The sequence below is a fragment of the Nocardia inohanensis NBRC 100128 genome (genome assembly GCF_001612945.1).
Lineage (GTDB): Bacteria > Actinomycetota > Actinomycetes > Mycobacteriales > Mycobacteriaceae > Nocardia > Nocardia inohanensis.
The window spans coordinates 301558-315536 of the sequence record NZ_BDBK01000014.1; the positions used below are offsets into that span (position 1 = coordinate 301558).

Annotated in this window: 12 protein-coding genes and 1 tRNA gene; 10 read left to right on the forward strand and 3 right to left on the reverse strand. The window is 68.9% G+C overall.

Features of this window, described 5'->3' with window-relative positions; genetic code table 11:
• Positions 1-80: 80 nt before the first annotated feature.
• Complete coding sequence (locus NI1_RS26970) at positions 81-1655, reverse strand: MFS transporter (RefSeq protein ID WP_084523764.1); 1575 nt, start codon at positions 1653-1655, stop codon at positions 81-83.
• Positions 1656-1753: 98 nt separating this feature from the next.
• Here NI1_RS26970 and NI1_RS26975 point away from each other — a divergent pair, with 98 nt between their 5' ends.
• The 5 genes from NI1_RS26975 to NI1_RS26995 all read left to right on the forward strand — a co-directional run bounded on the left by NI1_RS26975 (position 1754) and on the right by NI1_RS26995 (position 6680).
• Positions 1754-2302 (forward strand): TetR/AcrR family transcriptional regulator, encoded by a 549-nt coding sequence (locus NI1_RS26975; protein ID WP_067825975.1) that lies wholly within the window; start codon positions 1754-1756, stop codon positions 2300-2302.
• A 132-nt stretch (positions 2303-2434) separates the two neighbouring features.
• The gene (locus NI1_RS26980; RefSeq protein ID WP_157535364.1) at positions 2435-3313 is read left to right on the forward strand and encodes a hypothetical protein; all 879 of its coding nucleotides are present in this window, start codon (positions 2435-2437) and stop codon (positions 3311-3313) included.
• Complete coding sequence (locus NI1_RS26985; RefSeq protein WP_067825979.1) at positions 3310-4383, forward strand: DUF4129 domain-containing protein; 1074 nt, start codon at positions 3310-3312, stop codon at positions 4381-4383. Before NI1_RS26980 ends, NI1_RS26985 begins: the two co-directional genes overlap by 4 nt.
• Positions 4380-5381 (forward strand): AAA family ATPase, encoded by a 1002-nt coding sequence (locus NI1_RS26990; protein WP_245663415.1) that lies wholly within the window; start codon positions 4380-4382, stop codon positions 5379-5381. The genes NI1_RS26985 and NI1_RS26990 overlap by 4 nt, the downstream gene beginning before the upstream one ends.
• Before the next feature lie 3 nt (positions 5382-5384).
• Positions 5385-6680, forward strand: coding sequence for a DUF58 domain-containing protein (locus NI1_RS26995; protein ID WP_067825980.1), 1296 nt, complete (start codon positions 5385-5387; stop codon positions 6678-6680).
• 47 nt (positions 6681-6727) lie between these two features.
• Here the strand turns inward: NI1_RS26995 and NI1_RS27000 are convergent, their stop codons facing one another.
• Positions 6728-7519 (reverse strand): RDD family protein, encoded by a 792-nt coding sequence (locus NI1_RS27000; protein WP_067826070.1) that lies wholly within the window; start codon positions 7517-7519, stop codon positions 6728-6730.
• Positions 7520-7577: 58 nt separating this feature from the next.
• On the opposite strand from NI1_RS27000, the gene NI1_RS27005 reads away from it, so the two are divergent.
• Entirely contained in the window at positions 7578-8618 is a 1041-nt protein-coding gene (locus tag NI1_RS27005) for a stage II sporulation protein M (RefSeq protein ID WP_067825982.1), read from the forward strand.
• Positions 8619-9324: 706 nt separating this feature from the next.
• Here the strand turns inward: NI1_RS27005 and NI1_RS27010 are convergent.
• Positions 9325-9407, reverse strand: a tRNA-Leu gene (locus NI1_RS27010).
• Between the two features lie 281 nt (positions 9408-9688).
• On the opposite strand from NI1_RS27010, the gene NI1_RS27015 reads away from it, so the two are divergent.
• The 4 genes from NI1_RS27015 to NI1_RS27030 all read left to right on the forward strand — a co-directional run.
• On the forward strand, positions 9689-10828 hold the full coding sequence (locus NI1_RS27015) for an FHA domain-containing protein (RefSeq protein ID WP_067825984.1): 1140 nt from the start codon (positions 9689-9691) through the stop codon (positions 10826-10828).
• A 178-nt stretch (positions 10829-11006) separates the two neighbouring features.
• Complete coding sequence (locus NI1_RS27020; RefSeq protein WP_040802230.1) at positions 11007-11474, forward strand: FHA domain-containing protein FhaB/FipA; 468 nt, start codon at positions 11007-11009, stop codon at positions 11472-11474.
• Positions 11471-12964, forward strand: a complete 1494-nt coding sequence (locus tag NI1_RS27025; RefSeq protein ID WP_067825986.1) for a PP2C family protein-serine/threonine phosphatase — start codon at positions 11471-11473, stop codon at positions 12962-12964. Before NI1_RS27020 ends, NI1_RS27025 begins: the two co-directional genes overlap by 4 nt.
• The coding region (locus NI1_RS27030) for an FtsW/RodA/SpoVE family cell cycle protein (RefSeq protein WP_067826073.1) at positions 12964-13979 on the forward strand (1016 nt) is incomplete at its 3' end. The genes NI1_RS27025 and NI1_RS27030, both read left to right, overlap by 1 nt.

The following is a 13979-nucleotide window of genomic DNA, read 5'->3' on the forward strand; positions in this document are numbered from 1 at the left end:
GGTATCGATTTGAAACGGCTGTGGCCCGCAATGTTTCACGTAGAACACGGAAACATGCGGGCCACAGCCTTTTCGATGGATCAGACCGAACGGCGCTCGGACGCCGCGCGGTAGGCGACCACGGCGGTGATCAACAGGATCACCGTGGTGCCGGTGGCGGCCAGGTGGATGCCGCTGACGAACGCGGAGTGCGCCGAGTCCAGCAGCTCACCGGCGACCGGTTGCGGTAGGGCGCGGGCGGTTTCGACCGCGCCGCCCAGGGATTCGCGGGCCGCAGCGGCCTGCACACCCGGGACATGGGTGAGATCCAGGCCCTGCCGGAAGGCCGCCATCACCACGCTGCCGAGGATGGCGACACCCAGGGCGATACCCATCTCCATGGCCGTCTCCGAAATGGCGGCGGCATTGCCGGCCCGCGCCTCGGGGGCGGTGCTGACGATCATGTCCGACGAAACCGTCAGCGCCACACCCTCACCCAGGCCGATGAGCAGGAAGCCGACGATGAACGGGGTCACCGAACCCGACGGATCCGTGGGCAGCAGCCAGTAGAGGGTGGCGCCCGCCGCGACCGTCACCAGCGCACCCGCGAGCACCGCGGCCGGCCGCCACCAGCGCACCAGCCAGGCCGCGGCCAGCGCACCGGCCATCGAGCCGATGGTGCCCGGGATCAACAGCAGACCCGCTTCCAGGGGCGACTTGCCGAGCACCAATTGCAGGTACTGCGAACCGAAGAACAACACCCCGGCCAGTGCGAACACCGACAGCAGGTTGGTGCAGACGGCGGCCCGGAACTGCGGCAGCCGGAACAGGTCCAGATCGATGAGCGGGGCCGCCAGACCCTGCTGGCGCCGGATGAACGCATAACCCGACACCACGCCGACGATGGCGGCGACGAGCAGGTTCAAGCTCGGCCCGTGCGCCGCGAACTCCTTGACCGCGTACACGATCGGGATCAGCGCCAGCATGGACAGCGCGGCGCTGGTCAGATCGAAACGGCCCGGGTTCGGATCCCGCGACTCCGGCACCAGCAGCGGGGCCGCCAGCACCAGTACCGCCATGACCGGCAGGTTCACCAGAAAGACCGAGCCCCACCAGAAGTGCTCCAGCATCCAGCCGCCGAGCAGCGGACCGAAGGCCGCACCGGAGGCCGCCATCGCACCCCACACCGAGATGGCCAGGGTGCGCTGCCGCGCGTGCTGGAACATGGAACGAATCAGGCCGAGGGTGGCGGGCATCAGCGTCGCGCCGGCCACGCCCTGCAAGACGCGGGCCGCGATGAGCATGGCCGGGCTGACGGCCCAGGCCGCGAGCGCCGACGCCAGCGCGAACCCGATCGCGCCGATCAGCAGCAGTCGCCGCCGCCCGATGCGGTCGCCGAGGGTGCCCATGGTGACCAGCAGGCCGGCCAGCACGAACGAGTAGACGTCGATGATCCACAGCAGCTGCGGCGTGGTGGGCGCGAGCTGCGCGGTGATGGAGGGGACCGCCAGGTCCAGCACGGTCGCGTCGACCGAGATGAGCAGCAGGGCGAGCGCGAGCACGCCGAGCCCGGCCCAGTCGCGGGGTCGCGCCTTGGGTCCCGGGGTGTAGGTCCGGATGTCGATGAGCTGGGGTTCCGCCGCTGTTCCCGATCGGGCGGAGGGCTGGGTGGTCATGAGCCTTTTCTCTCGAATAGTTGAACCGTCCAGACGGTACAGTAGCAGATGGACCGTCCAGACGGTACACAAGCGCTCGGGCGGTAAGGTTCCCGAATGTGACGACGACCCGGGAGAAGATCCTCGACGCGCTCGAGACGCTGCTGCTCGACAAAGGCATGTCCCAGGTGACGCTGGAGAACGTGGCCGCCAAGGCCGGGGTGTCGAAGGGCGGGCTGCTCTATCACTTCAAGAGCAAGGACGCGCTGCTCGCCGGATTGCTGCGCCGGGTCGGCGAACGCGCCGACGAACAGGTGAAAACGGCTCAGGAACAGGGTCGTTCGGTGGCCGAATGGTATTTGCAGGCCCCCCATCCCGATGACAGCGCCGACGCCGTCGAACTCGCGCTTTACCGGTCGATGCTCGCCGCCATGCGCACCATCGACGGATCGCAGGACACCGGCCACGCCGAGACCGACCGGGCCTTCACCGAGATCCTGGCCTCGTGGCGGGCCCCGCTCGATCGGGAGATCCCGGATCCGGTCCAGGCCGAGATCGTGCAATTGGTCGGCGATGGCGTCTACCTGCGCTCCCTGCTCGGCCTGCCGCCCATCGATCCCGACCTCTATAAGCAGGTCGTCGCGCGACTGCTCAAACGCGACCACTGATCTCGCAAGGATCGGGGTAACTCACCGGGGACGTCCGAAACAGGCTCGGCACCCGGCCGTCGGCCGCATACACCGCAGGCCACGGCTCTCGGCCGGGCGCTAAATACGCGGAGAGGCGGTACGCTCGGCGGCGTGTTGCCAGCCGCCGCCGACTCTGTCGGTCCGCCGACCGGCTCGGTGGGGGAACCGATACCTGATCCCGCGCCGGTGCCGTTCCGTCCATTGCAGTTCCGGGAGCTGCTGGACCTGCCGTTCGGGCTGATTCAGGCCAGGTTGAAGACGCTGATGGCACTGGCCGGTGTCGCGGCCGCCATCGCCGCACTGCTCACCATCGGCGTCACCGTGCTGGTCGCCGCCGTCACCGGCGACTCCGATGCCGGGACCTTCTGGGGCGCGCTGCTGGGCGGCCTGCTCTGCGCCTGGGCGATGCGAATGTTCGTGCGCGGCGTGACGATTCCCATCGTGCTGGCCGCGGTGCACGGGCAGTCGCCGATGAGCTGGCGGGGAGCCCTGAATCGGCTCGGTACGCACGCGGGTCCGCTCCTCGCCTATTCGATCGTGTTCACGCTGGTCGCCCTCGGGGTGCTGGCGCTGGGCACGCCATTGATGATCACGCTGCCGCTGGCCGGCGTCTGGCTGGCCTGGTTGCGCGGCCGGCGGTTCACCACCGCGGTCGTCATCTTCGAGGAGTCGGCCCCGTATCGCGTCGCCGCGGCGCGCGCGAAACTGCTTGCGAGCGGGTCGGAATGGCAGACCGTCGGCCTCTGGCTGTATCACCGCTTCCTGCTGGCGGTGGTGATCGCGCTGCCGCTGTTCACGCTGTGGAGCTTCATCTCCAGCATTTTCGGCACCCATCGGTGGTCGGTCACCATCGTGCTGATCTGCCTCGCCATGGCCGTGCTCGCCTTCGGCGAAGTGGTGGAGTCGGCGACCCGCACGGTCAGCTATATCGATCGCCGTTGCCGGCGCGAAGGCTGGGATATCGCCGTTCCCGTGGAGGGCGTGCGATGACCGAACCGACCACTCCCCCGGGACAATTCGGCCCGGCCGCCGTCCCGCCCGAGCCCGCGCTGCGCCCGGCCGCCGCGCACCTGGCGGCCGCCGAGGAGGCCGCGCGCCGCGCGGAATTCGGGGTGGCGCTGCGGGAAAGGTATCGAGCGGTCTCGCGCGGCCTGGAACAACGCGGCGTGCTGGAGGTGGAGCCGGGTCGCACCGCGCAGGAGACCGCGCGCGCCGCGACCACCGCCATGCCCGCCGAAGCGGTCGAATTGCCGCCGGTGGCACATAGTTTCGACGAAATCGTCTACGGTGGCCGGCCCGCCACCGAGGCCGAGTACCGCCGGCTGGAACAGGCCGACCGGTTCTCGATCGCGCCGCCGCCCAAGACCGAACCGGTCGAGGTCGGCGCGGAACGGCGCAAGGCCCGCAAGCGGCGGGCGGGGCGCAAGGACAAGCGCGACCGGGAGCCCATCGAAGTGCCCGCGCTGCTGCGTGATTGGCGTTTCTGGGCGGTCCTGGTCGGCTTGCTGGTGCTCGGCCTGTTCATCTACTCGATGCTCCATCTCGGCGCCCCCGAGGTCCCGGACAAGCCGCGGACGCCGCCACCACCCAAACCCGAGACCCCCGACGCCCCGGATGTCGATCCGGATTTCGGCGAGGGCGACGACTCGATCTTCGAGAGCCTGCCCGGCTGGCTGGCCTTCGGCGGCACCCAGTGGCTGCTGGTCTGGCTCATCGTCATCTGCTGGCGTGGCCGGCGGCGCGGCACGGTGGTCGGCGAGCCCCGGCCGGTGGAGGCGCCCGCCAACGAACTGCTGACCGGGCAGGCCGGGCTGTACCGCAAATCCCGCGATCACGATCATGTGGCCGCGAAACTGCGGGCGGCCGCGCTGCGGCGGCTGCGGCCCGCGCTGCACGTGACCGCGGACGCCGCACCCGAATTGGTGATCGCCGCCATCGCCGGCCGTACCGGCGCGGCCCCCGGCTCGGTCCGGGCCGCGCTCTACGACCCGGTCGCCGACCTGGCCACGCTGGAACTCGTGGCCGCACAACTCGAATGGATCGAAGCGGAGGTCTTGTGACGCAGTCTCAGCCCCTGGAAAAGCTGAACACCAACCACTCCCCCACCGCGGAGCAGGCGCAACAGGCGCTGCTGGCGCTGCGCGGGGAGATCGGCAAGGCGGTCGTCGGCAACGACTACGCCGTCATGTACCTGGTGCTGGCGCTGCTGTGCCGCGGGCACGTGCTGCTGGAAGGCGTTCCGGGCGTGGCGAAGACGCTGCTGGTGCGGGCGCTGGCCGAGGCGCTGGACCTGGAGCACGCGCGCATCCAGTTCACCCCCGACCTGATGCCCGGCGATGTCACCGGTTCGCAGATCTACGACCCGCACTCGGCCGAGTTCACCTTCCGCAAGGGTCCGGTCTTCACCAACCTGCTGCTCGCCGACGAAATCAACCGCACCCCACCGAAAACCCAGTCCGCGCTGCTGGAATCGATGGAGGAGCGACAGGTTTCGGTCGACGGCGTACCGCAGCCGCTGCCGGATCCGTTCGTGGTGATCGCCACCCAGAACCCGATCGAGCAGGAGGGCACCTATCCGCTGCCGGAGGCGCAGCTGGACCGGTTCCTGTTCAAGGTCGATATCCAATTGCCCGGCCGCGACGACGAATTCCGCATTCTGCAACGCCATGCCGCCGGATTCGACCCCCGTGATCTGGCCGGGGCCGGACTGCGTCCCGTCGCGAACGCCGCGCATCTGGCGGCCGCCCGCGCCGCCGTCGCCCAGGTGACGCTGAGCCCCGAGGTGCTGGCCTACATCGTGGACCTGTGCCGCGCCACCCGCACCTCGCCCGCCGTCGCGCACGGCGCCTCCACCCGCGGCGCGACCGCGCTGATGGCGGCCGCGCGCGCCTTCGCCTGGCTGAACGGGCGCGGCTACGTCACCCCCGACGACGTGAAAGCCGTTGCGACGGCGGTGCTCCGGCATCGCCTGCACCTCAAGCCCGAGCACGAGGTGGAGGGCGTGACCGCCGAGGGTGTGATGGCGTCGCTGCTGCTTTCCGTCCCCGTTCCGGTCTAGACCGTGGTCGTCACCGGCCGGTTGGCGCTCGCGGCGGGCGTCGTGGCGCTGCTCGTCACCCTGGTGCTGCCGTCCTGGATCGGCGTCGCGGCGGGGACGGCGCTACTGGCGCTGCTGGCGCTCGCCGATCTCGTGGCGATGGGTTCGCCCGGCGCACTTCGGTTCTCGCGCCAACCCGTCACCACCGTGCGCTCGGGCCGCACCATCGAAGTGGAGTTGGTCGCGGTCAATACCGGCACGCGGACTCTGCGCGGGCAGCTCTGGGACGACTGGCCCGCCAGCGCGCACGCGGACCGGCGCGCGCATCGGCTGAAACTGCCGCCCAACAGCAAGATTCGGCTGCACACCGAGCTCACGCCCACCTATCGCGGTGACCGGGTCGCCGGACCGGTGACGGTGCGACTGCTGGGACCGCTCGGCATGGCGGGCCGCCAGGTGCGCCGCGAAGTACCGGCCCGGCTGCGCGCGCTGCCGCCGTTCCGCAGCGAGAAAATCCTCGCCTCCAAGGTGAAGCAGCTGCAACAGCTGGAGGGCCGCAACACCACCATCCTGCGCGGGCAGGGCACCGAATTCGATTCCTACCGTGATTATGTGGCCGGCGACGACGTCCGCACCATCGACTGGCGGGCCACCGCGCGCGCCAAGGACGTGGTGGTGCGCACCTGGCGGCCGGAGCGCAACCGGCACGTGGTCATGCTGCTGGATACCGGCCGGGTGAGCGCGGGACGGGTCGGCGACGGGACTCGGCTCGACGCCACCATCGAAGCGGCGCTGCTGCTCGGCGGGCTCGCCGCGACCGGCGGCGACTCGGTCGATCTGCTCGCCTACGACCGGCGGGTGCGCACCGAGGTGCGCGGTATCGGCGGAAAACGCTTGCAGCTCAAGCTCATGCACGCGCTCGCCGCGATCACCCCCGAACTGGTGGACACCGACTACCGGGGGCTGATGCGCGCCACGCTGCAACGCGCCCGCCGCCGCAGCCTGGTGGTCTGGTTCACCCATCTCGATGGCGCGATCGTGCAGGAGGGCCTGCTGCCCGTCCTCCCGATACTCACCGACCGCCATCGCGTGCTCGTCGTCTCGGTCACCGACCCCGAGGTGGCCGCCGCCGCCATCCGCCGCTCCAGCCTGGACGACCTGTATGCGGCGGCCGCCGCGGAGAACATCATCGCCGAGCACGCGATCGCCCGGGAAACACTGCGCCGCATCGGCGTCCGCGTGATCAGCGCCGCCCCGGACCGCCTCCCCGAAGCGCTCGCCGACGAATACCTGGAGCTCAAACAGACCGGGGCGCTCTGAGCCGGACGTCGTCGTCACCACCCCGTCATTCCGGCATGACAGGGAAGTCAGGCCACGCGCTGTGGGAAAGTGACGGGCGGGGCCACGAGGTATTGCGGAACAGGGAGCGCTCGGCGCTGCCGTTCGGAGAGCACCGCGCCCAGAATGTGCAGCGGCGGATAGCCGTTGGGCGGCAGCACCCGCAGGCGGGCGCAGACGGTGAGGACCAGGGTGCGGCCCAGTTCGTCCTGGGCCTGCGGGGTCAGGGTGGGGAAGCGGATCAGATAGCGGCGCACGGCGAGGGCCAGATCGTCCGGCAGCCCGGACAGATCGAGCGACCGCGCCCAGCCCGTCAGCCACGGCGGCGATGCGGCCAAGGCGGCGAAGGGGACCCGGCTGCGTTCGTGCACGACGACCGTCCCCGCCAGGGCATCGCCCACGCGGCGGGCGTACGGCGAGCACAGCGAGGTGACAATGGCGACCAGTCCGGTACCCAGCAGCCAGAAATCGACCAGTCCGGAGAGCGCCCGGGTGATCGCGTGCCGGAAATCGACGGGTCCGCCGTCCGAGCGCACCACCCGCAGCCCGAACGCCAGCTTGCCCAGCGACCGTCCGCCGGAGAGGGTTTCGAAGATCGCCGGATAGCCGATCAGCGTGCCCGCCGCGCAGGCGATGCCCGCCGCGCTCTGCCAGGCGTCGTCGGCCCGCTGCCACTCCAGCAGCGCCTGTACCAGCAGCACCAGCAGGAAGCCGATGATCAGCTGGGTCAGGACGTCGAGCAGGAACGCCGCGGCCCGCATGGGGATGCGCGCGATCGGCAGTTCGACGGCGACCGCCTCGCCGGTGGTGAAAAGTGCCATGTCACTCCTGATCAGGTGCCGATAGCATTCTTCCGAGCCGCGGTACAGGAAGGCAACCATGGATCTGGACGCGTACACCTTCGTGCACAAACCGGCGTGGGACCGGCTCCAGCAATTGGCCACCCGCCGCAAGCGGTTGTCCGGCGCGGAGTCCGATGAATTGGTGCGGCTGTATCGCCTCACCTCACAGCAGCTGGCCGGTTTGCAGGCGCGGTCGGCGGATCCGGATCTGATCGCCGGGCTCTCGGTGGTGCTGACCCGGGCGCGCGGGCGGGTGCTGGGGGCGCGGGTCGACACCGCGGCCGAGATCGGCCGGTTCTTCACCGTGCGCTTCCCGGCGGCGCTGTACCGCTCCTGGCCGTGGTGGGTCTCGGTGGCGGCGGTGTTCCTGGTCGGCTCGACGGCGCTGGGCTGGTGGATCGCCGAATCGGCGTCGGCGCGCAAGCATTTCGGCCTCGACACCGACACCGACCGGCTGACCCGGGCGGGCGGCGAGTTCGAGACCTACTACTCCGAGCATCCGCACGACGCGTTCGCCGCCAAGGTGTGGACCAACAACGCCGGGGTCGCGGCGGCCGCGCTCTTCACCGGCGTGCTCATCCTGCCCGCCGTCTACGTGCTGTTCATGAACGCGGTGAACCTGGGCGTGAGCGCCGGGCTGATGGCCGAGGCCGGACGCCTGGAGGCCTTCTTCGGTTTCATCCTGCCGCACGGAATGCTGGAGCTGACCGCCATTTTCGTGGCCGGCGGGGCGGGCTTGAAGCTGGGCTGGACGCTGATCGATCCGGGCCGCGAGTCCCGGCCGCAGGCCCTCGCACGGCAGGGCCGGGCGACGGCGGTGATCGCGCTGGGCCTGGTGCTGGTGCTGCTGGTCTCGGGCTTCATCGAGGGTTTCGTGACCCCGAGCGGACTGCCGGCGGCGCTGCGGATCGGGATCGGCGCGCTCGCCGAGATCGGTTTCCTGGCCTACGTGTTCGGTCGCGGCCGGCGGGTGGTGCTGGATCAGGAGGCCGCGGCGGCCGAAGCGGAGGCGGAGCACATGCCGAGTTACTCGGCGCAGGGGCACCCCGAAGCGGTTGCGGCAGGGACGACTTCGTAGTCACCGGCAACCCGGGATTTGAGTACCACTGGCCGCAGCGAGTCCGGCTCAGCTGCGGCCAGCGTTGCCGATGACTGTACACAATCGTTATGGCTACGCAACCTCCGACTTGCCTGCGGGTCGCCCGACGCGACCAGGCGAAATACCCCGTCCCCGTGGGGAACCCGAGCAGATCGCTAATTTCCGGCATCCACTTTGCGAGCGGTCTGCGGCGGGCCTGAAAACCTTCCGCCCGGCAGTATTCGAGCGACCGTTTCGACCCCTTGCACGGAACTCGTCGAGACCCCCGCCGGGTGGTTTGCGGAAAACTCGCGAGATTGGCGTCCATGATCGGTTCAACCCGCGTTCAACTGGCGTTTCTCCGCAGCTCGCGGGCATTGCTTAGCGATCGCCGCCGGTCAAACAAACTCAAAGTTTGTTTATCGGGGATTTGCCTAAACTCGCATCAGGCATAACTGGATCGAAATCGGGCGCATACCCCACCCGATACCTCCCGGCAATCAATTCGCACCCCGCCGAGACCTTTTCCGGGACCCTCGGCAACCGCGCGCCCCCGCGGTTCACGGACGGGTCTGAGATCCTCGTCACAAAAGGTTTCACCTGCGGTTTCGGCCCGGAAATCGGTTGGCGCGCAGTCCCACTCAGCGGACCCGGCCCCGGACGAAAAAGAAGGCCCGGTCCATTGGACCGGGCCTTCTTCGTGTTGTGGGCGAAGGGGGACTTGAACCCCCACGTCCTTACGGACACTGGCACCTGAAGCCAGCGCGTCTGCCATTCCGCCACTCGCCCGAGCGACTTAAAGAACGTATCACGGGGTATCCATCAAAACGAAATCGCCTGGTTATCCGCCATGCGGGCAGGTCAGCGCAGCCCGGGAACCCGGGGCGGTCTTCAAGAGTTACAGGTGTGGACGATCGTGGATATCATGCAATCACCGTGTCCCTACGGCGACACGCCACGTCCGCGTGTCGGTGTATCGGGGGCACATCGCGCGACCCACAACGTCACACCACCACCACGACACGACGCACGCTTCACTCGAGGAGCGTCGAGACCCGAGAGGAGGGGCGATGGGTATCGTTTCGCGATTCGAACGTCGCCTCCAGGGTGCCGTGGGTGACGTGTTCGCCAGGGTGTTCGGCGGCAGTGTGGTGGCCGCGGAGGTCGAAGCGGCGCTCCAGCGCGAAGCCGCCGACCACATCGAAGATCTCGGCGGCGGTCATCTCCTGGCCCCGAACGCCTATGTGATCACGGTCAACGAGTCGGATCTGGGCAAGCTCGTCCAGGGTGACGGACAGGCTGATCACGACCTCGCCATCCGCGCTTTCGCCAAACATCTACAGGACTACATCCGCGACCAAGGATGGCAGACCTACGGCGAAGTGCACGTGGAGTTCGAGGCATCACCTACGCTGCACACCGGACAGTTCAGGACACGCGGTCGCGTCGATCCGGACGCAGCCGGCAGGGCAAGCCCGGCACGCAGACCTGAACGACCACAACGAACCGACCCGCAACCAGGAGCTGGCCCCATGACGCAGAACTCAGGCTACGACCCAAGCCGTGAGCCCGCGGAGTCCGATCCCCGAAACCGCGGGTACGCGCCGCCACCGGCGGGCCGTGGTGGGCAGCAGGGCTACGGCCAGCAGCAGCCGGGGTACGACCAGGGCTACGCCGATCAACAGGGTTACGGCCAGCAGGGTTATGCCGATCCGGGCTACGCCGACCCGGGGTACGGCCAGCCGGGCGGCGGCTACGGCCAGCAGCAGCCCGGGTACGACCAGGGCTACGCCGATCAACAGGGTTACGGCCAGCAGGGCTACGGCCAGTACCCGGATCAGGGCGGCTACGCCGACGATCAGGGCTACGCCCAGCAGCCGGGCTACGGCCAGCCGGCCGGGGGCTACGCGCCCGCCGGTTCCAGCTACTCGGCCACGCTGCAACTCGACGACGGCTCCGGCCGGACGTATCAGCTGCGCGAGGGTTCCAACATCATCGGCCGCGGCCAGGACGCGCACTTCCGCCTGCCCGATACCGGGGTTTCCCGGCGGCACATCGAAGTTCGCTGGGACGGTCAGACCGCGATGCTCTCGGACCTCGGTTCGACCAATGGCACGCTGGTCAACGGGTCACCCGTCCAGGATTGGCAGCTCGCCGACGGCGATGTCATCCGCGCCGGGCATTCCGAGATCCTGATCCGGATCGTCTGATCCCGTAAGCTCGCGATGCAGGTCACGATATGGCTGACAATTACTCGGTCGTATCGTGATCGCAACCGGTCGTCGGCCCTATGATGCTGCCAATACCCGCGGCGGAAACCCGAGCACAACACCGGTTGGGGGTCGGCGAGCCGTACCTACGACACGGTCCAACAGGAGGTGGAGCACCGTGCAGGGATTGATCCTGCAACTGACACGCGCGGGGTTCCTGCTGCTGCTGTGGCTGTTCGTGTGGGCGGTGCTCCGTACCCTGCGCAGCGATATCTACGCGGCCTCCGGTCTCCGGGTCGCGCCACGGGCCGCAGGCGGTTCCGCGGTGCTCCCATCGTTCCGCCGGGGCCAGAAGGGCGCCAAATATCTCGTGGTGACTCAGGGTTCACTCGCCGGCACTCGCATCTCACTCGGCTCGCAGCCGGTGCTGATCGGGCGCGCGGACGACTCCACACTGGTCCTCACCGACGACTACGCATCCACCCGCCACGCGCGTCTGTCGCCGCGCGGGGAAGATTGGTATGTCGAGGATCTCGGTTCCACCAATGGGACCTACCTCGACCGGTCGAAGGTCACCACCCCGGTCCGAGTTCCGCTCGGTACCCCTGTCCGTGTCGGTAAGACAGTGATCGAGCTGCGATCGTGACACTTGTTCTGCGCTACGCCGCACGTAGCGACCGCGGTCTCGTCCGAGCCAACAACGAGGACTCCGTCTACGCCGGTGCGCGACTGCTCGCGCTCGCGGACGGCATGGGCGGCCACGCCGCCGGTGAAGTCGCCTCGCAATTGATGATCGCCGCCCTCGCGCACCTCGACGACGACGAACCGGGCGACGATCTGCTCGGCAAGCTGGATCGCGCTGTGCACGAAGGCAATGCGTCCATCGCCGATCAGGTCGAGGAGGAACCGGAACTCGACGGCATGGGCACCACGCTCACCGCCATCCTGTTCGCGGGCCGCAAACTCGGCCTGGCGCATATCGGCGACTCCCGCGCCTACATGCTCCGCAACGGCGAGCTCACCCAGATCACCCGCGACGACACCTTCGTGCAGTCGCTGGTCGACGAGGGGCGCATCACCCCGGAGCAGGCCCATACCCATCCGCAGCGCTCGCTGATCATGCGCGCGCTCACCGGCAACGAGATCGAGCCGACCCTGGTCGTGCGCGAGGCTCGCGCCGGGGACCGGTATCTGCTCTGCTCGGACGGCCTCTCCGATGTGGTGAGCGACGAGACCATCGCCAACACCCTGCGCGAGGGCAGCACCGACGAGTCGGCGGACCGGCTCATCGAATTGGCTTTGCGCAGTGGCGGTCCCGACAATGTCACCGTCGTCGTCGCCGATGTCATCGATCTGGATTACGGGCAATCGCATCCGATCGTGGCGGGCGCGGCCTCCGGCGAGGACGAGGACACGCCGCCACCGAACACCGCCGCCGGCCGGGCCGCCGCCATGCGCCCGCCGCGCGCCGCACCCCGTAGACAGGTGCAGCAGGCCGAGCCCGAACCGCCCAAGAAGAGTCACAAGGTGCGCTGGATCGCACTGTCGGTGGCGCTGCTGGTGGCCATCGGCGCGGGATTGACGGTCGGCTACAACATGATTCGCAGCAACTATTACGTGGGCGCCGAAGGCAGCAAGGTCGTGATACTGCGCGGACTGCCCGGTTCGGTCCTGGGTTATTCGATCCGCGACGTCGATCAGATCGGTTGCGTCACCAAGACCGGTGAACTCACCCTGGCCGCCCCCGGTACCTCCTTCCCGTCCGGCTGCGCCGAGCTGAAGCTCACCGATCTGCGCCCCAGCGGCCGGGATTCGGTCGACAAGGGCCTGCCGCCGGGCTCACGCGAGGAAGCCGTCAAGCAGATGCGCGCGCTCGCCGAGAAGGAACTGCTGCCCGCCTGCGAGAAGCAGCCCGCGCAGCAGCCCGCCACCACTCCCCCGCCCCCCGGCACCGATCCGGCTCAGCCCGGCGCCACCACCACGCCGGCCGCGCCGACCACCGCCGCACCCACCACCGCCGCCGCGCCCGGGGGTGAGAAGCCGCTGTCTCCGGCCAAGTCCGACCAGCCCACCCCGCCGGTCACCAGCACGACCGCACCGCAGACCCCGGGGCAGAACTGTAGGTGGACGGACTGATGTCCGCCCCGCCACCACCGTCCGCTGGGGCTTTTCCCAGTCCCCCGGGCGGATTCGCTCCCGCGCCACCGCCGTCCACCCGGCGGAACGTGGAACTGCTGCTGCTGGGTTTGGCGGCGCTGATCACCACGGTGTCGCTGGTGCTGGTGGAGGCCAGCCAGGAACAATCCATCACCTGGGACATCGCCAAACTCGGCGCGGCCTATCTGGCGTTGTTCGGGGTGGCGCATCTGGCGGTGCGGCGGTTCGCACCCTTCGCGGACCCGCTCCTACTACCGATCGTGGCCCTGCTCAACGGACTCGGGCTGGTGCTGATCCATCGCCTGGACCTGGCCGAGAAGCAGGATGCGATCTTCGCCTCCAAGCCCATCCCCTCCCCCGACGCGAACCAGCAGGTGCTGTGGACGGGGTTGGGGATGGTGGTTTTCATGGGGCTCTTGATCGTGCTGCGTGACTACCGGACGCTGGCCCGCTACGCCTACACGCTCGGCCTGGGCGGGCTGGTGGCATTGGCGCTGCCCGCGCTGCTGCCCAGCCGGTTCTCCGAGGTGAACGGCGCCAAGATCTGGATTCGCCTGCCGGGCTTCAGCGTTCAGCCGGGTGAGTTCGCGAAGATCCTGCTGATCATCTTCTTCGCGGGGGTGCTGGTCGCCAAGCGCGATCTGTTCACCGCGGCCGGCAAGCACGTGTTCGGCCTGGAGTTGCCGCGCGCCCGCGATATGGGCCCGATCCTGGCGGTCTGGGTGGTCTGCGTCGGCGTGCTGGTGCTGGAGAAGGATCTCGGCACCTCGCTGCTCATCTTCGCCACCGTGCTGGTGATGCTGTACATCGCCACCGAGCGGGTGGGCTGGGTGGCCATCGGGCTGGTGCTGCTCGGTATCGGATTCGTCTTCGCGTACCAGCTGTTCGGGCACGTGCGGGTGCGCGTGGAGACCTGGCTGCACCCGTTCGACGACTTCAACAACACCGGCTATCAGATCTCGCAGTCGCTGTTCGGTTTGGCGACAGGCGGATT